Below are 17,924 nucleotides of genomic sequence, written 5' to 3'. Positions count from 1 at the left end.
GCCGTCGCCTCAGAGCGGCAGCTCGGTGTAGTAGCGGCCACCGTGGAAGATCAGCGGCTGGGCGGCTTCGCGCCGGCCACAGTTCTCGACCTCGCCGACGAAGATGACATGGTCGCCTTCCTCGTACTGGCTGCGGTTGGCGCATTCGAACCAGGCGGCCACGCCGTCCAGCACCGGCGCGCCGCCGGCGCCTTCTCGGAACTGCAGGCCGGCGAAGCGGTCGATGTCGCGGGTGGCGAAGCGCTGGGCCAGCTCCTTCTGCTCGGCCGCCAGGATGTTGATCGCGTAATGCGAGCCGCGGCTGAACACCGGCAGCGAGCCGGCCTGCCTGGCCAGGCTCCACAGCACCAGCGGCGGCGACAGCGACACCGAGTTGAAGGAGTTGGCGGTGAGGCCCACCAGGCTGCCGTCGGCCGCGCGCGCGGTGATCACGGTCACGCCGGTGGCGAACATGCCCAGGGCGGAGCGGAAGGCGAGGGCGTCGGGCGCAGGCATCAGCATGATGGGCGCTATTGTCGGGCCTGGGCGAAGGGCCTGCGGCCTGTCGCAGAATGCGGCCATGTCCAAGACCACTGCCCGCCCTGAATCCCTGTCCTCGCGTCGCTTGCTGGTGGCCGGCCTGCTTGCTGTTGCCCTGGTGCCGGCGTCGGCGCGCGAGGGGGTGGAGGTCGGCTCCACCAGCCGCTGGGCCAAGCTGGTGCCGGCCGACCAGCTCGAGGCTTCGGCCTCGCAGCAGTATCAGCAGCTGCTGGGCGAGGCACAGCGCCAGAACGCCTTGCTGCCGGCCGATCATCCGCAGTCGCGCCGGCTGCGCGAGATTGCCAAACGCATCATTCCCCAGGCCATGCCCTGGAATTCGCGGGCCAAGGACTGGAAATGGGCGGTGCAGATCGTCGTCAGTCCGCAGCTCAATGCCTTCTGCATGCCGGGCGGCAAGATTGCCTTCTATTACGGCATCCTCGAGAAACTCAAGCTGAGCGACGACGAGGTGGCCATGATCATGGGCCACGAGGTCGCCCATGCCTTGCGCGAGCATGCGCGGGAGCGCATCGGCAAGTCGATGTCGACCAATGTCGCGGTGTCCGGCATCTCGGCCCTGCTGGGCCTGGGCGACCTGGGTCGCACGGTGGCCGGCGGCATTGGCGAGCTGACCAAGCTGGGTTTCAGCCGCGAGGACGAAAGCGAGGCCGACCTGGTCGGCCTGGAGCTGGCGGCCCGCGCCGGCTACGACCCGTCGGCCGGCGTGAGCCTGTGGGAGAAGATGAACCAGGCCGCCAAGGGCGCGCCGCCCAAGTGGTTCTCGACCCACCCGCCCAGCAAGGAGCGGATCCGCGACATCCAGGCCAACATCCCCAAGGTGCAGGGCCTGTACGAGCGATCTGCCAAGCCGCCGCAGCGCTTCGAGGTGGCGGCTCCGCTCAAGTGACCGGTTACCAGCGCGAGGGCAGCGGCTTGAGGATGCGGTAGCGGCCTGCGGTGAGCCGTTCCAGATAACCGCCGGTTTCCAGGTCCTTGAGCAGGCGCGACACCATCTCGCGCGAGCAGCCCAGGCGCTGGGCCATGGCCTGATGGGTGAGCCGCGGCCCGCGCTCGGGTTCGCCGCTGTCCAGCAGTGCCTTGAGCCGGCCGTAGACGTCGTTCAGCGCCAGCTGCTTGATCGCCTGTGTCGCGGCGCGGGTGCGCTGGATCACCTTGGTCAGGATCTCCAGCGCGAAATCCGGATGCATGGCCATGTGGGTCAGCAGGCTGGCGCGGGTCAGCATCACGCAGCGGCTGGCCTCTTCGGTGATCACGCTGGCCGAGCGTGGGCCGCCGTCGAGGCTCAGCTCGCCGACATACTCGCCGGGGCCGTAGACGCCATAGGTGATCTCGCGGCCGCGGCCGTCGCCGCCATAGGCGCGCAGCCGCCCGGAGACGATCAGGTAGAGGCTGTCGCCCTGCTCGCCTTCCTCGATCAAGAGCGTGCCCTTGCGGTAGGCGCGCAGCACACCGCGGCTGGCCAGCGCGCGCAGCGTGGGTGGCAGCAGGGCCAGGTCCGGATCGGGGGCGATCACTTGCTCCATGCAGTCGCGGGGTCAGGCTTTGCCCGACCCGCGTGCCGAGTGTAGGCAGGGGCTGTGGTTGGTCACAAGCAGGGCAGGCCCTTGTCTGGGTGGCGGGTCAGAGGCGCAAGGCCGAGGCCAGCGGCGGCAGCACGGCGAGCTGGTGCAGCAACTCGCGGATGCTTTGCGCACCGGACTTGGCGCGGATGCTCTGGATCTGCGTCCGCACGGTCGAGATGGCCACGCCTTGCCGGGTGGCGATGGCTGTCGGCGGTTCACCGGCCCCCAGGGCCTTGAGCACCTCGGTCTCGGTGGGGGTCAATCCATAGCGCAGTGCGAACCACTGGGCGGCCAGCTCGCCACACAAAGCCGGGCGCTCCAGCGCCAGCAGCACGGCGGCTTGGGAAACCTGGCGGTTCAGCGGCACCAGCACGACGTTGGCCTGGGCATCGTCCTCGCCCAGCCGCAACAGGCAGCGCCGGCCCTGAGTCTCAGCGGCGGTCAGCGCAGCGAACAGCGGTTGGGCATCCTTGGCGTGGCGGACTTGCAGCTGATTGCCAAGCAGCTCCAGTGGATGCCGGCCCGTGGTCAGCACCTGGCGGGCGGCGGCATTGCTCTGCAGCACGCGGCCAAGCTGGTCGACCACGAGCAGGCCGTAGTCCAGCTCATCGAGCACCAGGCTCAGCCAGTGGCTGCTCAGCGAGTCGGCGCTGCGCCGCTCTGCCTGGGACCAGTAGCCGGCCCCGGCGTTGCGCGGCGCTGGCGACAGGTGGTCGGTGGTGATCATTGTTCTCTCCCTGCGCCCCAACGACACTGGCGCGGGGGAGAGAGTAGGTGGGCCCGCGGGCCTCCAGCGGTGATTGTTGCTGGACTTGCCTGTGAGGAATTTACCTTGTGCGATCAGCGTTACCGCATGCCCACATATGGGTTGGTCCGCCGCTCGGTACCGAAGCTGCTCTCGGGTCCGTGTCCGGGAATGAAGACCGTGTCGTCACCCATGGGCCAGAGCCTTTCGGTGATCGAGCGGATCAGCTCGCCGTGGCTGCCGCCGGGAAAGTCGGTTCGGCCGATGCCGCCGGCGAACAGCACATCGCCGACGAAGGCGCGGCGGGCCGAGACCGAATGAAAGACCACATGGCCGGGGGTATGGCCGGGGCAGTGCCGCACGTCCAGCGTTTCCTGGCCGATCGTGACCTGGTCGCCGTCCTCCAGCCAGCGGGTGGGCGTGAAGGGCTCGGCCGGCGGAAAGCCGAACATCGCGCTCTGCTGCGGCAGGCCGGTGATCCAGAACTGATCGCCGTGGTGCGGGCCAATGATGGGCAGGCCCAGCTGGCGGGCCAGCTCGCCGGTGCCGCCGGCATGGTCGATATGCGCATGGGTCAGCCAGATCGCCTTGAGGCTCAGGCCCTGGCGCTTCACGAAGTCCAGCAGCCGAGGCAGTTCGCCACCCGGGTCGATGACGGCCGCCTCCAGAGTCTGGTCGCACCAGACGATGGAACAGTTCTGCTGGAAGGCGGTGACGGGCAGGGTCTGGTAGCGCAGGGACATGGCAGGGGGCGGACGGTCTGGACGGGCAGCATGGTGGCACGCACCAATGAAAAAGCCTCCCGGAGGAGGCTTGCTTGCCATCGGTGCGTCGCGCAGCTTACAGGGCGGCGGCGGCGTCGGTATCGACCAGGTCCTTCAGCTGGCCCACCAGGGCGACGGCCGTCAGGGTCAGGCTCACGATCAGCAGTTCCATTTTTCTATCTCCTCTTTGCGTTGCGAATGGCGGCATTCTAGGGAAACTACCTAGATCATGCGGGTTAACCCTATGCATTCTGCGCATGGCGTCATGTGCGTGATTCGAACCGAGGGCCCGGCCCGGCTGTTGAACAATGCGCCGATGCTTGCCGACGAACTTCTGCCCCGCCGCGGTGCCGGTTTCCAGCTGCGCCGGTTGATGGCCAGCGACCTGGCGGCCTTCCAGGCTTACCGGGGCGATGCCGAACTGGGCCGCTACCAGGGTTGGCAGGCCATGTCGGACGAGCAGGCCGCTGCCTTCATCGCAGAAATGGCTGACTTGCCCGTGCCGAACCCGGGGGGCTGGGTGCAACTGGCGATTGCCGACGAAGAGGGTTCGGCATTGCTGGGCGACATCGGCCTGTTCGTCGATGCCACCGGCACGGAGGCCGAAGTCGGCTTCACGCTGTCGCGCGGCGCGCAGGGCCGGGGCCTGGCGGCGGCGGCCGTGCGTTCGGTGATCGAGCTGGTCTTCGAGGCCACGGGCGTCCAGCGGGTCCGCGCCATCACCGATGCTCGCAACGAAGCCAGCATCCGCCTGCTGGAGCGGCTGGGCCTGCGCCGGGTGGACAGCGTGGCGACCGAGTTCCGCGGCGAGCCCTGCGTTGAGCACCGCTACGAATTGGGGCGTGAGGACGGCAACCGCCTCGCCGTGGCGGCTTTCGACCGCCATGCCGCCCGCTATGCCGACAAGTACTTCCTGCTGCCCGACTACGACGCGCACTACCGGCGCCTGCTGGCGCGGATGCCCTCGGGCGGAAGCTTCCTCGACCTGGCCTGTGGGCCCGGCAATGTGAGCGGCTTCGCGGTCCGCCACCGACCTGATCTGCAGGTTCTGGGCGTCGACCTGGCGCCCCAGATGCTGGCTCAGGCTCGCGAGCGGGTGCCGGCGGCGAGCTTCGTGCTGGGGGATTGCCGCCGGCTGGAGCTGCTGGGCCGCCGCTTCGACGGTGCCGCCTTCGCCTTCGGCCTGAGCTACCTGGCGGCGGCTGACGCCGAACGCTGCCTGGCCAACCTGGCAGCCGTGCTGAATCCCGGCGCGCCTTTGCTGCTGTCCACCGTCACCGGCAGCGAGCCGGCGGAACGGGTCGAGACCTCGGCCAGCGGCGACCGCATGTTCACCGCCTGGCGCACGCCGGAGCAGGTGCAGGCCCTGGTGACGGCCGCAGGCTTCGAGATCGTCGAGGCCGAGCTGCTGGCCAGCCCGGCCAATGCCAGCCTGGCGACGCAGGACCTGGTCCTGATTGCCGTCCGGCGCTGAAGCCTCAGCCCTGGCGGCCCTGCAGCCATTCGGCCCAATGGTCTATGCAGGCCCTGAGCTTGGGCAGCCGGTGCCGCTCCTGTTGCATGACGGCGAACAGTGGAACCGGGGCATCGCCGGCCTGATCGGGCAGCACCGGCACCAGGGCGCCTGAGGCCACCAGCGGTTCGGCCACGATGCTGACCATGCGGGCGATGCCCACGCCTTGCAGGGCCAGGGCCAGCATCACGGCGCTGTTGTCGGTGCGGGTATGGGGCTTGATCTCCAGCAGCCGGGCTTCGCGGCCCTGGCCCAGCTGCCAGCGGTTCAGAAGCGGGCTGGCACTGTGACCCAGCAGGCGATGGGCGGGCAGCTCGTCCAGGCTGGCCGGCAGGCCGTGCTCGGCCACATAGGCCGGCGCCGCATAGAGCCGCCGCGTCAGCTCGCCAATGCGGCGGGCCACCAGCGAATCGCTGGCTGGACTGCCGGTGCGTATCGCCAGGTCCACGCCTTCCCGGGCCATGTCGATGATGCGATCGTCGGCCGACACGTCCAGGTGCAGCTGCGGATGCCGCTGGTACAGCGTCGGAAGGCTTGGCACCACCACGGCCTGGGCCACGATGGTGCTGGCGCTGACCCTGACCCAGCCGCTGGGCCCGGCCCGCTTCAGCGACAGCTCGCCCTGCAGCTCGGCCGCCGAGTCGAGCAGGCGGCGGGCATGGGCCAGCACGCCGTCGCCCTCGTCGGTCAGGCTCAGGCCATGGGTGCTCCGGTGCAGGAGGCGCAGCCCGCATTGGGATTCCAGCCGGGCCAGTGAACGCGTCACCTGGCTGACCGGCACTTGGCGCTCGCGGGCGGCCGCCGAGAGCGTGCCCAGCTCGACGATGCGGACGAAGAGGGCCAGATCATCCAGGTGCAGCATGGCCGGATGGTATTGCAGATATTGCAATACCAATTGGCGGCAAGGCCTATTTCCCAGTGGTTGGTCAATTCATAAAGTGATTGCACCCCCCCGGAGGCCCCATGAAGAACCCGCTGCTGAACGACCCCGAACTGCGCCGCGCGCTGCGCGAGCAGGCCCTGCGTGAAGCCGAAGCCTTGCGGCGTGAGGCGCTGGACGACTTCTGGCGCGGCGCCGACGCCCTGCTGAGCACGGCCACCACGACGGCGCTGCGCTCGGCCCGACGCCTGGCCCATCGGCTGCAACGCCGCACTGCCGCCACGCCTTGAACCCAGGGAGCCGACCAGGCCGTGGCCTGCGGCCTGATGCTGGCTCACCAGGCGCGGCGCAGTTCCTCGCGGGCGTGGCGGATCACCGTGACCGCCGCGCTCAGCGCCAGCAGCGCCATCACGCTGGCCACGGCCAGGTCGGGCCAGGCGCTATGCGTGCCGAAAACGCCCAGGGCGGCGCCCAGCACGACCAGGTTTCCGATGGCGTCGTTGCGGGTGCAGAGCCAGACCGAGCGCATATTGGCGTCGCCCTCGCGCCAGGCGTAGAGCATCAGGGCCACGGCCAGGTTGGCCACCAGGGCCAGCGTGCCGATCACGCCCATGGTGAGTGGCTCCGGCACGCCGCCCTGCCAGGCCGACCAGGCCGCGCGGCCCAGCACGAAGATGCCGAAGGCGCCCATGCTCAAGCCCTTGAGCAGGGCCGTGCGGGCGCGCCAACGCAGCGAAAGGCCCAGCACCATCAGGGCCAGGCCGTAGTTGGCCGCGTCGCCGAAGAAGTCCACCGAGTCGGCCAGCAGCGAGACCGAGCGCGAGCTCCAGCCGCCGACGATCTCCACCACGAACATCGCGGCATTGATGAGCAGGGCGGCCCACAACACTCGGCGGTAGCGCGGCGAATCGGCGGACGACAGGCCGTGGTCGTGGTGATGGTGGTCGTGGGCGCAGGCGTGGCTCATGGCGTCTCGATTCTGGAATGGGATGGCCGGCATTGAAAAGCCTGGAGCCACTCCAGAGTCAAGCGATACTGCCGGCCTGCCCATCCACCCGTCTTCAAGCCATGCGCATAGGCGAACTGAGCCAGGCCACCGGCGTCGACATCGAGACCATCCGCTTCTACGAGAAAAGCGGCCTGCTGCCCCCGCCTCTGCGTTCGGGCAACGGCTACCGCGACTATGCGCAGAGCCACCTGGAGCGCCTGGCTTTCATCCGGCATTGCCGGGCGCTGGACATGCCGCTGGCCGACGTCGGCCTGCTGCTGTCGGCGCTGAACGGCTCCTCGCCTGAGCAACTGGGCCAGGTCGATGAGCTGGTCGAGGCCCAGCTGACCAAGGTGCGCGCCCGGCTGGCCAGCATGAAAGCGCTGGAAAAACAGCTGGCCGCGCTCAAGGCCAGCTGCGACAGCGACCATGCCCACCACGGCTGCGGCGTGCTGCAGGAGCTGGTGGCCGCCGCCCATGGCGAGGCCTGCGCCTGCCACACCCCTCTCAAATCCTGATTTCATGCAAGCCCTGTTCGATGCCATCGCCACGATGGACCTTCAGCGCGAGGCCCGGCGCCTCTTCCACGGCCGCGGCGGCCTCTACCCCGGCTGCGAGCACCTGGCGCTGGATGCCTATCCGCCGGCCCTGCTGTTGACCAGCTTCGAGCCGCTGGGGGACGAGGACTTGCAGCGCGTCGGCGAAGCCCTGCAGGCCCGCTGGCAAGACCTGGCCCCGGGCGAGCCGCTCTGCTGGATCTACCAGTGCCGCCACGAGGGCCGCGCCGAGACCCGGCTGATGGCGGGCGAGCTGCCCGAACCCCATGTGGTCGAGGAGGACGGCGCCCGCTTCCTTGTCCACCTGCTGCGCGGCCAGAACCATGGCCTGTTCCTCGACATGGCCGCCGGCCGGCGCTGGGTGCGCGAGCAATGTGCGGCTCAGCCCGGCGGCACGGTGCTCAATCTGTTTGCCTACAGCTGCGCCTTCTCGGTGGCGGCCCTGCGCGGCGGTGCGGCCAGCGTGGTCAACATCGACATGAGTTCCGGAGCGCTAGGCACAGGCAGGCGCAACCACGAGCTGAACGGCCTGGCCAAGAACGGCGCCAGCTTCCTGGCCCATGACCTGTTCAAGTCCTGGGCCAAGATCGGACGCGGCGGCCCCTACGAGCTGGTGATCGCCGACCCGCCCAGCTACCAGAAGGGCAGCTTCGTGGCGACCAAGGACTACGCCCGCGTGATGCGCCGCCTGCCGGACCTGCTTGTGCCCGGTGGCCATGCCTTGCTGTGTCTGAATGCGCCCAATCTGGGCCCGGACTTTTTGCGCGAGCAGATGGCTGTCGAAGCGCCGACGCTGGAATTCGTGGCCCGCCTGGCCAACCCGCCGGCCTTTGCCGATGTCTCCGAAGACCGCTCGCTGAAGGTGCTGGTCTACCGCGCGCCGGACTTGGCATAGAGCGCCAGCACCGCGCGGGCCTCGCGCGCCAGCGCTTCGCGCAGCTCGGGCGGTGCGAGCACCTCGACCTCGGCACCCAGGCGCAGCAGCTGGCGGGCCGAGTACTCGGGCGTCTCTATCGGCAGCTCGGCTTCGATCCAGCCGGCCCGCGGGTCAGGCCGCTGGCTTGCCTGCACCCGCTCGGCGGCCAGCGGGCTGACGGCGCGCAGGATGCGGCAGCCCTCTTCGCTCAGGCGCACCGTGGCCTGGTCCTTCAGCAGGGCCCGTTCGAACTCGGCCACGGCGGCCGGCCAATGTTCGGCCAGCTCGAAGCCGGCGGGACGTTTGAACGTGGCCTGCAGCAGCTCGAACGAGCGAATGCTCGATACCCGGTAGCTGCGCGGCCGGCGGCCACCGCGGCTGGCCACCAGATACCAGAGCCCGCCCTTGAGCACCAGGCCCAGCGGCTCCAGCTCCTGGGTCTTGAGGCCCTGCCAGCTCTCGTACTCGACCCGGACGCGCTGCTCGCGCCAGACCGCGCCGGCCAACTCGGGCAGGCAGGGGGCGGCCTCGGCCCGGTGGTACCAGGGCAGCGGGTCGATGTGGAAGCGGCTGGCGATGCGCCGGGCGCTTTCGCCGGCATCGACCGGCAGGCTGGCCATCAGCTTGAGCCGCGCCGCTTGCGCTTCGGCGCCGAGGCCCAGATCGCGCGCCACGCCGGCCAGGCCGGCCAGTGGCAGGGTCTCGGCCTCGCCGGGCGTCATGCCGGTCAGCCGGGTGCGATAGCCCTCGTGCAGCGCGATGCCGCCCTGGCGGCCACGCTCGGCATAGACCGGCACACCGCTGGCGCTGAGCGCATCGACGTCGCGGTAGATGGTGCGCACCGAGACCTCGAACTCGCGCGCCAGCGCCGTGGCCGACAGACGGCCACGCCATTGCAGAAGCATCAGCAGCGAGAGCAGGCGGCTCGATTTCATGGAGGCCGATATTACTTGCCACAGGTTGTCAGGTATTGAGGCGCAGCATCCGCTCCCACAAGGAGAGACTGATGAGCGCAAACCCATCCCATGACTTCGACTTCCTGATCGGCGACTGGCGCGTCAGCCATCGCCGGCTGAACCACCGACTCGCCGGCTGCCAGGACTGGACGGAGTTCGACGGCCTGTCGTCCGCCCGCCTGGTGCTGGGCGGCCAGGGCAACCTGGACGAAAACCTGCTGCACCTGCCCGGCGGCAGCTACCGGGCCCTGACCCTGCGCAGCTACGACCCGGCCAGCCGGACCTGGGCCATCTGGTGGCTGGACGGCCGCCACCCCGGCCAGCTCGACGTGCCGGTGCGCGGCGGCTTCGATGCAGACGGCGTCGGCAGCTTCTACGCCGACGACCAGCTCGACGGACGGCCCATCCGCGTGCGCTTCCTCTGGCTGGCGCGCACCGGCCAGGCCCCGCGCTGGGAACAGGCCTTCTCGGCCGATGGCGGCCAGAGCTGGGAGACCAACTGGACCATGGACTTTCATCCCCAAGGAGAGCAGTAATGGACGAGACCCGTCGCAACCTGATCGTGGCGGCCGGTGCCGCCGTGCTGCCCACCGTGGCCCAGGCCAAGGGCGCACCGCCGCTGGACGCGATTCCGCCGCTGCCGGCCCGGCCCACGCCGGGCAAGCCGGGCGACTTCGACTTCCTGGCCGGCGAATGGAAGATCCGCCACTGGCGGCTGCCGGCCGGTGCCACCGAATGGGACCGTTTCGACGGCGAGGCCAGCGTCTGGCCCATCCTCGGCGGTGCCGGCAGTGTCGAGGAGCTGCGCATTCCGGCCCGCAAGTTCAGCGGCATGGGTCTGCGCCTGCTGGACGTCGGGAAGAAGCAGTGGATAGACCACTGGGTCAATGCCCGCAGCGGCGTGCTGACACCGCCCGGCCTGCCGGGCAGCTTCGAGAACGGTGCCGGCCTGTTCTGGGCCGAAGAGGACGGCGAGGCCGGGCGCAAGCTGCTGGTGCTGAGCCTCTGGGACAGCATCACGCCGCGCAGCTGCCGCTGGCGCCAGGCAGTGTCCGAGGATGGCGGCCGCAGCTGGTCTTTGAACTGGCTGATGGAGTGGCAGCGGGCCTGAGTCGCTGGCCCCGGCCGGGGTGGCGGCTATGATTTGAACGACGTCAAGTTAAGCCGCCAGCCATGCCCATGACCCAGCCCTCGTCCTCTCCCGCCAAGCGCGTGGCCTATCACCATGGGGCGCTGCGCGAAGCGCTGATCGAGGCGGCCGAGGGCCTGCTGGCCGAGCGGGGCCTGGACGGCTTCTCGCTGCGCGAGGTGGCTAGGCGCTCGGGGGTTTCGCCGGCTGCGCCCGCCCATCATTTCGGCGATGCGAACGGCTTGCTGGTGGCGGTGGCGACCCAGGCTTTCGAGGGCCTGGCCCAGGCCCTGCACGCGGGCGACAGGCGCGGCGGTGCCGACCCGGTCGACCAGCTGCGCGAGCAGGGCCTGGCCTACGTGGGCTTCGCCCTGCATCATCCCGGCCGCTTCAGCCTGATGTTCCGTTGCGAGGGTTTTGAAGACGAGGCCCTGACCCAGGCCGGCCGGGCCGCCTATGGCGTGCTTGAGGACGGCATACGGCGCCTGCACGGCCTGGCCTCGGGCCAGCGGCTGACTGAGTCGCAGTCCTTGGGGGTGCTGGGCCTGTGGTCCCTGGTCCATGGCTTTGCCAACCTGGCCCTGTCTGGTCAGTTCGACTCGCAGCTGCCGGCGCGAGGCCGCGAGGCGGCCCTGCGCCGCCTGCTGGGACCGCTGCTGGATCAGCAATTGCGCGCATTGCGCCCCGACCCGGTCCGGCGCTGAGGAATTCTGCGCGCCCTGCGCCCGCCAAAAGGGGGAGAGAAGGGGACGGCGCCACAGCGCCGCGACGGGTGGCCGCTAGAGTGCGCCCGGTCGTGGTTCCGGCGGCGCGCTCCGCCATAACGCTGTTCATGCGCGTCTGCTCTCTCAACTCGGTCAAGGAACGCATCGTGCTGGGCCAGCCGCTGGCCTTCAGCGTGCGCGACTCCAGCCGGCTGCTGCTCCTGGCACGCGGCCAGGTGATCGCCAACCAGGACCAACTGGACGAGCTGTTCAAGCGCGGCGCCCTGGTCGAGGTCGAGGAGCTGGCGGCGGCCATCCAGCCAGCGCGCCGGCCTGATGCCGAACAGCGACTGTCCCGCCTGCCGGCCGACTGGGAACGGGCCGGCCATGAACTGCGTTCGGCCCTGATGGCGCCGCAGGCCCAGATGCTGGCCGCGGTGCAGGGCAGCACCGATGGGCTGCTGTCCCTGATCGAAGCCGCGCCGGATGTGGCGCTGGCCCAGATCGTCCGCCAGGGCGACTCGGCTGACAGCCACTATGGCGTGCGCCATTCGCTGCATGCCGCCACGGCCTGCCATGCGGCGGCCCGCTACCTTGGATGGAGCGGCGACGAGCAGCGCCGCGCCTTCCAGGCCGCGCTGACCATGAATGTCTCCATGCTGGACCTGCAGGCCAAGCTGGCCAGCCAGGTCTCGCCGCCCACGGCCATGCAACGCGAGGCCATCCACGAGCACCCGACCCGCAGCGCCGAGATGCTGGGCGAGGCCGGCGTCGAAGATGCCGACTGGCTGGCGGCCGTGCGTCAGCACCATGAGCTGCCCGACGGCTCGGGCTATCCGCACGGCCTGCGAGAAGTGGCTGAGCTGGCCGAGCTGCTGCGCTTTGCCGATGTCTACACCGCCCGCTTGAGCAGCCGGGCCAACCGGCCGGCGATGAGCGCCATGCAGGCCGGCCGTGAGCTGCACCAGATGTCGGCCAGCAGCCCGCTGGCCACGGCGCTGATCAAGGCCTTCGGCATCTTCCCGCCCGGCAGCCTCGTCAAGCTGGCGTCCGGTGAGCTGAGCCTGGTGGTCCGCAATGGCGAGAAGGCCCATTGCCCCATCGTCGCCACGCTGACCGACGCCCACGGCGAGCCGCGCATGAAGCCGCTGCTGCGCGACTGCTCGCGTGAGGCCTTTGCCATCGCCGCCCTGCTGCCGGCCCATGCGCTGCCGATGCGGCTGTCCGAAGAGCGCATCGCCCGTCTGGTTGGCGCTGCCTGATCCGGTCTGTTCTAATCCGCCGGGCGGAATTCGCACGCCGATGCGAGGCCCGCCCCGGCGTCGTCCCCGAGAAGAAACAAGCAAGGCAAGCCGCGTATGCTCGCGCGCTCGCAGCAGGGAGACCCGGTGCAAGAGAACGGCCGCCGGACCCATCAGGGTCCGGGTCAAGGTCGCTGCAGTTGACCGTCGAAGAGGGGGGACGGCCCTATGTGGGCTCCATCCATGTATGCCGAAGCCACGCCACGCGTGGATCGGGCGCAGCGTCTGCGCCTGCGCGCTGCCATGGCCTTGCACCAGGGCGACCGTGCCGAGCAGCAGGACCAGGTCACGCTCTTGCGCCATTCGCGCATGCCCGGCTGCCTGCTGGCCGTGGTGTCCGACGGCATGGGTGGCCACAGTGGCGGCCGCCAGGCGGCCGACCAGGTCATGCTCACGGCCGCCGAGCTTTTCGATCAGTTCGAACCGGGCCAGGAAGACGGCCGGCGCTTTCTCGAACGGCTTTGCCATGAATCCCACAAGCGCATGCGCCAGGTCGGCGTCGAGCAGGACCTGCAGCCGCACGCCACCATCGCCGCCTGCCTGCTGACGCCGGACCTGCAGGCCCATTGGGCCCATTGCGGCGATTCCCGCCTCTACCGCTTCCACCACGGCGACCTGCTGCGCCGCAGCCGCGACCATTCGCTGGTCCAGCGCATGATCGACGACGGCGAACTCGACGAGCTGTCGGCCCGCCGCCATCGCCACGGCCATGTGCTGACCGACTGCCTGGGCAGCAGCGTGCCGCCCCAGCCCGCCTGCGTCTCGCTGGGCCGTCTGGCCGCGGGCGATGTGATCCTGGTCTGCAGCGACGGACTCTGGCCCTATGCCACCGACCACGAGCTCGGCGCCGTGGCCGACAGCCGCTCGGCGGCCGAAGCCTGCAGCCTGCTCACCGGCCTGGCGCGCCAGCGTGCCGGCGGCCGCGGTGACAACCTCTCGATGGCGGTGATACGCGTCGAGGCCATCGAGTGAGCGGCTGAGGGCTAAAGCTCGAAGCCGTAGTCGATGGTCAGCGGCGCATGGTCGCTGAACTTCTGTTCCTTGTAGATCGTGGCCCGCTTGGCCAGTGCCGCCAGTTTGGGCGTGGCGAAGTGATAGTCCAGCCGCCAACCGACGTTGTTGGCATAGGCCTGGCCGCGGTTGCTCCACCAGGTGTAGCAATCGTCCGTGGTGTCGGGCTCCAGCTGGCGGTAGACGTCGACCAGGCCGCCTTCGCCAAACAGCTGGGTCAGCCAGGCGCGCTCCTCGGGCAGGAAGCCCGAGTTCTTCTGATTGCTGCGCCAGTTCTTCAGGTCGGCTTGCTGGTGGGCGATGTTGATGTCGCCGACCAGGATGAACTCACGCTTGCCCTTGAGCGCCATCAGGTGCGGGTACATCAGGGCCAGGAAGCGGAACTTGGCCTGCTGGCGCTCTTCGCCCGAGGAGCCGCTGGGGAAGTAGCAGGAGATCAGGCTGAGCTTGCGGCCGGGCTTGTCGAAGCGCTTCTCGACCCAGCGGCCTTCGCCGTCGAACTCGCCGCCGTCGAAGCCGACGATCAGATCGCTGGGCTCTTCGCGGGTGTAGAGACCCACGCCCGAGTAGCCCTTCTTCTCGGCATAGTGGAAATGGCCGTTCAGGCTGCCGATCTTGTCGAACTGGCCGTCGACCACGTCGGCCTGGGCCTTGACCTCCTGCACGCCGATCGCGTCGGCCTTCTGGCGCGGCGCCCAGTCGAAGAAGCCCTTGGTGGCGGCGGAGCGGATGCCGTTGAGGTTGGCAGTGACGAATTTCATCGCGGGACGTCAGGGTTGATGCGGCTGCGGCGCATTGTGGCAGCGCCCGGGACTCTGCCTACAATGCGCCGACCCCAGATACGCCCTGTTTCCCGATGACCGCCACCGCTTCTGCTTCGCTCGCCCAGGACTTCGTCGCCTTCGCGGTCGAGGCCGGTGTGTTGCGCTTCGGTGAGTTCAAGACCAAGGCCGGCCGGCTGAGCCCCTATTTCTTCAATGCCGGCCTGTTCGACGACGGTGCCAAGCTGGCCCGCCTGGCCGAGTTCTATGCCAAGACCTTGATCGCGTCGGGCCTGCAGTTCGACATGATCTTCGGCCCGGCCTACAAGGGCATCACGCTGGCCGCCGCCGTGTCCATCGAGCTGGCGCGGCTGGGCCACAACAAGCCCTTCGCCTACAACCGCAAGGAAGCCAAGGACCACGGCGAGGGCGGCACCCTTGTCGGCGCGCCCGTGGTCGGCCGCGTTCTGATCATCGATGACGTGATCTCGGCCGGCACCTCGGTGCGCGAGTCCATCGCGATGATCCAGGCCGCCGGTGCCACGCCCTGCGGCGTCAGCATCGCGCTGGACCGCCAGGAGAAGGCGGCGGAGAACGGCGTCGACATGGAGTGGAGCGCCGTGCAATACGTCAACCGCCAGCTGAACCTGCCCGTCGTGGCCATTGCCGGCCTGGCGGACCTGCTCGACTTCCTCCGCACCACCAGCAACCCGGCCGCCCAGGCGCATGCCGCGGCCGTGCTGGCCTACCGCCAACGCTACGGGGTCTGATGCGCAAGCCTGCCGCCCACCTGCCGCTCGCCGTTCTTGTTGCCTCTGCCGCCGCGCTGCCCTGCGCCCAGGCGCAGACGCCCCCGGCCGGCGGCGGCAAGGCCATCTACACCTGCACCACGGCCGACGGTCGCAAGCTCACCGGAGACCGCCCGATCGCCGATTGCAATACCCGCGAACAGCGGGTGCTGAACGCCGACGGCTCGCTGCGCAGCGTCCTGCCGCCCTCGATGTCTATCGAGGAGAAGGCGGCCAAAGAAGCGCTGGACCGCAAGCTGGCGGTCGAACGGGCCACGCAGGCCGATGCCGTGCGGCGCGACCGCAATCTGGTGCAGCGGTTCCCGAACGAGGCCGCCCACAAGCGGGCCCGCGACCTCGCGCTGGACGATGTGAACACCGCCACGCGCAACTCTGAGCGCCGCTTGCAGGACCTGGCGGCTGAACGCAAACCGCTGAGTGACGAGGCCGAGTTCTATGTCGGCAAGCCGCTGCCTCCCAAGCTCAAGCTGATGATCGACGCGAATGACGCCGCCGCCGAGGCCCAGCGCGTGCTGATCGAGAACCAGAAGTCCGAGCTGGTGCGCATCAACAGGAACTTCGACCTCGAACTCGCCCGCCTTCGGAGGCTGTGGGCGGGTGCCGCCTACGGCAGCCTGGAAGCGCCTTCCAAACCGGCTTCGCACTGAAAGCCCCACGAACAGAAAAGGCCCGCATCTGCGGGCCTTTGCATTTCTGCGCCTGGATGCTTACTTCAGCAGGTTCTGCTGCATAAAACCGATCATGGAATAGAACAGGAAATCCTGGTTCTCCTTGCGGGCGAAGCCATGGCCCTCGTTCTCGGCGCGCAGATACCAGACCGGCGTGCCCTGATCGCGCACCTTGGCCACGATCTGCTCGGCCTCGGTGTAGGGCACGCGCGGGTCGTTCTTGCCCTGCACCACGAACAGCGGCTTCTTGATCCTGGCGGCGTTGGTCAGCGGCGAGATCTTGTCCAGGAACTCCTTCATCGCCGGGTCACGCTCGTCGCCGTACTCGACGCGGCGCAAGTCGCGACGGTAGCTCTCGGTGTTGTTCAGGAAGGTGACGAAGTGCGAGATGCCGACGATGTCGATCGCACCGACGATGCGGTCCGCATAGTGCGTGGACACGGCCAGCACCATGTAGCCGCCGTAGCTGCCGCCCACCACCATCACGCGGCTGGCGTCCAGATTGGGCTGGGTGGCGATCCAGTCCAGCAGGGCACCGATGTCCTTGACCGAGTCTTCGCGCTTGAAGCCGTTGTCCAGGTCCAGGAAGGTCTTGCCATAGCCGCTGGAACCGCGCACGTTCGGCTGGATCATGGCGATGCCCAGCTCCTGCACGAAGTAGTTGTTGCGGCCTATGAAACCCATCGTCGACTGGCCCTCGGGGCCACCGTGGATGTTGATCAGCACCGGTCGCTTGCCGGGGAACTTGTCCGCCGGCGGCAGATTGACCAGGCCCGAGATCTGGCGGCCGTCAAAGCTCTTCCAGCGCACGATCTGCTGGTCGCCGAACTTGCTGGCATCGATGCTGGGCGGTGAATAGGCCTTGGTCCATTGCTGGACCTTGCCGGCAGCGTCGAGCGAGAAGATCTGGCCCGGGCCCTGGGCGCTGTTGAGGCTGAACATCAGCTCGCCGCGGGTCTTGTCATAGCTCGCTGAACCGACCGAGCCGGCCGGCAGCCTGGGGCTAGGCAGCGGCTTGAAGGTCTGGGCGTCGTAGAAGCGCAGCTCGTCGCGGCCGTCGATGTTGAATTGAAGGGCCAGCTTCTTGCCGTCCTCGGTCAGCGTGCCACCGCTGACGTCCCAGTTCATGCCGGTTTCCAGCCGCTGCAGCGTGCCGTCGGCCAGCTTCAGCCGGGCCACCTCGCGGAACTCGCTGAAGCGGGTGGTGGCGATGAACAGCTCCTGGTTGTCACGGCTGAATGCGACCGGCCCGTGGCTGGCTCGTTCAGTCTGGCCCGGAGCCGGCAGCACCTGCCGCTTTTCGCCGGTAGCCAGGTCCATCAGCCAGACGCGGGCCTCGTTGGCCGAGATGTACTCGCTCAGAGCCAGCTGCTTGTCGTCCCACGACACCGAGCCAACGCCCCAGCCACCACCGGGCAGTTCGGCGATCTTGCGCTTGGCCTCGGGCTTCTCGGGATCCATGATCCACAACTGGGTCATCACCTGGGCGCGGCTGCCGCCTTGCGCCGTGCGGTCCAGCGGCACCGAGGTGAACAGCAGCTGGCTGCTCTTGTGCAGCCAGCCGTTCATGCCGTGGCGCAGGTCGGGGTCGGTCAGCAGCACCGGTTCCTTGCCCTTGCCGCCCAGGCGGTAGAGCTGTGCCACTTCGTTGCCGCCGCTGGCGCGGGCGAACACGATGTAGCGGCCGCCCAGCGGCTCATAGCTGGCGCCGCCCACCGGGTCGTTGGCATCGGTCAGCTGTTCGAGCTCGGCCATGGGCCCGGCCAGTCGGAACAGCTGGGAGGTGTTGCCTCCGGCCTTGCGGTGCGCGATCAGCATCTCGCGCTTGCTGGGGTGCCAGTCGACGAAGCCATGGCCGCGGAAATCGCCATAGGCATTGACCGATTCGGCCAGGCTCTGCGGTACGGGCGGAATGCCCTGCACGACCAGGTTGGCATTGGGCGCCAGCACGGGCTTGGCCGCCTCCTGGGCCTGGACCAGGCCAGCGCCAGCCAGGGCGAGCAGCAGGGCGGGAAGCAGCTGCGAAGAACGCTTGGACATCTCGTGACTCCCGAGAAATGCGAAGGGGGCCATTCTGACCGTCGTCGGAATGGCCCCCCTCAGGTCATGCCCCAGGAGCG

Annotated in this window: 21 protein-coding genes; 12 read left to right on the top strand and 9 right to left on the bottom strand. The window is 68.9% G+C overall.

Annotation, left to right across the window (positions count from 1 at the left end; translation table 11 throughout):
• Positions 1 to 9 precede the first annotated feature (9 nt).
• A complete protein-coding gene (locus QT382_RS13575) occupies positions 10 to 501 on the bottom strand; it encodes a flavin reductase family protein (protein WP_289254563.1) in 492 nt (163 codons plus the stop codon).
• Positions 502 to 559: 58 nt separating this feature from the next.
• Here QT382_RS13575 and QT382_RS13570 point away from each other — a divergent pair, with 58 nt between their 5' ends.
• Positions 560 to 1,426: a M48 family metallopeptidase gene (locus QT382_RS13570; protein ID WP_289254562.1), complete on the top strand. Its 867-nt coding sequence runs from the start codon at positions 560 to 562 to the stop codon at positions 1,424 to 1,426.
• Between the two features lie 4 nt (positions 1,427 to 1,430).
• Here QT382_RS13570 and QT382_RS13565 read toward each other — a convergent pair whose 3' ends face one another.
• The 3 genes from QT382_RS13565 to QT382_RS13555 form a co-directional block, all read right to left on the bottom strand.
• On the bottom strand, positions 1,431 to 2,063 hold the full coding sequence (locus tag QT382_RS13565; protein WP_289254561.1) for a Crp/Fnr family transcriptional regulator: 633 nt from the start codon (positions 2,061 to 2,063) through the stop codon (positions 1,431 to 1,433).
• A gap of 97 nt (positions 2,064 to 2,160) precedes the next feature.
• Positions 2,161 to 2,829, bottom strand: a complete 669-nt coding sequence (locus tag QT382_RS13560; RefSeq protein WP_289254560.1) for a helix-turn-helix transcriptional regulator — start codon at positions 2,827 to 2,829, stop codon at positions 2,161 to 2,163.
• Positions 2,830 to 2,948: 119 nt separating this feature from the next.
• On the bottom strand, positions 2,949 to 3,590 hold the full coding sequence (locus tag QT382_RS13555; RefSeq protein WP_289254559.1) for an MBL fold metallo-hydrolase: 642 nt from the start codon (positions 3,588 to 3,590) through the stop codon (positions 2,949 to 2,951).
• 337 nt (positions 3,591 to 3,927) lie between these two features.
• On the opposite strand from QT382_RS13555, the gene QT382_RS13550 reads away from it, so the two are divergent.
• Positions 3,928 to 5,085 carry a bifunctional GNAT family N-acetyltransferase/class I SAM-dependent methyltransferase gene (locus QT382_RS13550; RefSeq protein WP_289254558.1) on the top strand — a complete coding sequence of 386 codons (1,158 nt, stop codon included), beginning with the start codon at positions 3,928 to 3,930 and terminating at the stop codon, positions 5,083 to 5,085.
• 4 nt (positions 5,086 to 5,089) lie between these two features.
• Here the strand turns inward: QT382_RS13550 and QT382_RS13545 are convergent, their stop codons facing one another.
• Complete coding sequence (locus QT382_RS13545) at positions 5,090 to 5,986, bottom strand: LysR family transcriptional regulator (protein ID WP_289254557.1); 897 nt, start codon at positions 5,984 to 5,986, stop codon at positions 5,090 to 5,092.
• A gap of 101 nt (positions 5,987 to 6,087) precedes the next feature.
• Between QT382_RS13545 and QT382_RS13540 the strand changes: the two genes are divergently transcribed.
• The gene (locus tag QT382_RS13540) at positions 6,088 to 6,294 is read left to right on the top strand and encodes a hypothetical protein (protein WP_289254556.1); all 207 of its coding nucleotides are present in this window, start codon (positions 6,088 to 6,090) and stop codon (positions 6,292 to 6,294) included.
• A gap of 44 nt (positions 6,295 to 6,338) precedes the next feature.
• On the opposite strand, the gene QT382_RS13535 is transcribed toward QT382_RS13540, so the two are convergent.
• Entirely contained in the window at positions 6,339 to 6,971 is a 633-nt protein-coding gene (locus QT382_RS13535) for a cation efflux transmembrane domain-containing protein (protein WP_289254555.1), read from the bottom strand.
• A gap of 101 nt (positions 6,972 to 7,072) precedes the next feature.
• On the opposite strand from QT382_RS13535, the gene QT382_RS13530 reads away from it, so the two are divergent.
• Together QT382_RS13530 and QT382_RS13525 are read left to right on the top strand one after the other, a co-directional pair.
• Entirely contained in the window at positions 7,073 to 7,510 is a 438-nt protein-coding gene (locus QT382_RS13530) for a Cd(II)/Pb(II)-responsive transcriptional regulator (protein ID WP_289254554.1), read from the top strand.
• 4 nt (positions 7,511 to 7,514) lie between these two features.
• Positions 7,515 to 8,444 carry a class I SAM-dependent methyltransferase gene (locus QT382_RS13525; protein ID WP_289254553.1) on the top strand — a complete coding sequence of 310 codons (930 nt, stop codon included), beginning with the start codon at positions 7,515 to 7,517 and terminating at the stop codon, positions 8,442 to 8,444.
• On the opposite strand, the gene QT382_RS13520 is transcribed toward QT382_RS13525, so the two are convergent.
• Positions 8,420 to 9,400, bottom strand: a complete 981-nt coding sequence (locus tag QT382_RS13520) for a helix-turn-helix transcriptional regulator (protein WP_289254552.1) — start codon at positions 9,398 to 9,400, stop codon at positions 8,420 to 8,422. The two genes, QT382_RS13525 and QT382_RS13520, sit on opposite strands and share 25 nt — an antisense overlap.
• 71 nt (positions 9,401 to 9,471) lie before the next feature.
• Between QT382_RS13520 and QT382_RS13515 the strand changes: the two genes are divergently transcribed.
• The 5 genes from QT382_RS13515 (at position 9,472) to QT382_RS13495 (ending at position 13,527) form a co-directional block, all read left to right on the top strand.
• A complete protein-coding gene (locus QT382_RS13515; protein ID WP_289254551.1) occupies positions 9,472 to 9,957 on the top strand; it encodes a DUF1579 domain-containing protein in 486 nt (161 codons plus the stop codon).
• The gene (locus QT382_RS13510) at positions 9,957 to 10,532 is read left to right on the top strand and encodes a hypothetical protein (protein WP_289254550.1); all 576 of its coding nucleotides are present in this window, start codon (positions 9,957 to 9,959) and stop codon (positions 10,530 to 10,532) included. The genes QT382_RS13515 and QT382_RS13510 overlap by 1 nt, the downstream gene beginning before the upstream one ends.
• Positions 10,533 to 10,594: 62 nt before the next feature.
• Positions 10,595 to 11,254 (top strand): TetR/AcrR family transcriptional regulator, encoded by a 660-nt coding sequence (locus QT382_RS13505; protein ID WP_289254549.1) that lies wholly within the window; start codon positions 10,595 to 10,597, stop codon positions 11,252 to 11,254.
• A 128-nt stretch (positions 11,255 to 11,382) separates the two neighbouring features.
• A complete protein-coding gene (locus tag QT382_RS13500; RefSeq protein WP_289254548.1) occupies positions 11,383 to 12,516 on the top strand; it encodes an HD-GYP domain-containing protein in 1,134 nt (377 codons plus the stop codon).
• A 207-nt stretch (positions 12,517 to 12,723) separates the two neighbouring features.
• The gene (locus QT382_RS13495; RefSeq protein WP_289254547.1) at positions 12,724 to 13,527 is read left to right on the top strand and encodes a PP2C family protein-serine/threonine phosphatase; all 804 of its coding nucleotides are present in this window, start codon (positions 12,724 to 12,726) and stop codon (positions 13,525 to 13,527) included.
• Between the two features lie 11 nt (positions 13,528 to 13,538).
• Here the strand turns inward: QT382_RS13495 and QT382_RS13490 are convergent, their stop codons facing one another.
• Positions 13,539 to 14,327 carry an exodeoxyribonuclease III gene (locus tag QT382_RS13490; RefSeq protein WP_289254546.1) on the bottom strand — a complete coding sequence of 263 codons (789 nt, stop codon included), beginning with the start codon at positions 14,325 to 14,327 and terminating at the stop codon, positions 13,539 to 13,541.
• 95 nt (positions 14,328 to 14,422) lie between these two features.
• Between QT382_RS13490 and pyrE the strand changes: the two genes are divergently transcribed.
• Both pyrE and QT382_RS13480 read left to right on the top strand, forming a co-directional pair.
• Positions 14,423 to 15,097, top strand: coding sequence for an orotate phosphoribosyltransferase (gene pyrE / locus QT382_RS13485; RefSeq protein ID WP_289254545.1), 675 nt, complete (start codon positions 14,423 to 14,425; stop codon positions 15,095 to 15,097).
• Positions 15,097 to 15,783: a hypothetical protein gene (locus QT382_RS13480; RefSeq protein WP_289254544.1), complete on the top strand. Its 687-nt coding sequence runs from the start codon at positions 15,097 to 15,099 to the stop codon at positions 15,781 to 15,783. The genes pyrE and QT382_RS13480 overlap by 1 nt, the downstream gene beginning before the upstream one ends.
• A gap of 60 nt (positions 15,784 to 15,843) precedes the next feature.
• Here the strand turns inward: QT382_RS13480 and QT382_RS13475 are convergent, their stop codons facing one another.
• The gene (locus tag QT382_RS13475) at positions 15,844 to 17,844 is read right to left on the bottom strand and encodes a S9 family peptidase (protein WP_289254543.1); all 2,001 of its coding nucleotides are present in this window, start codon (positions 17,842 to 17,844) and stop codon (positions 15,844 to 15,846) included.
• Positions 17,845 to 17,924 lie beyond the last annotated feature (80 nt).

The sequence above is a fragment of the Pelomonas sp. SE-A7 genome, assembly GCF_030345705.1.
Taxonomy (GTDB): Bacteria; Pseudomonadota; Gammaproteobacteria; order Burkholderiales; family Burkholderiaceae_C; genus JAUASW01.
The sequence above is the reverse complement of the archived record's forward strand: the minus strand, read 5'-3'. Positions and strand labels throughout refer to the sequence as shown.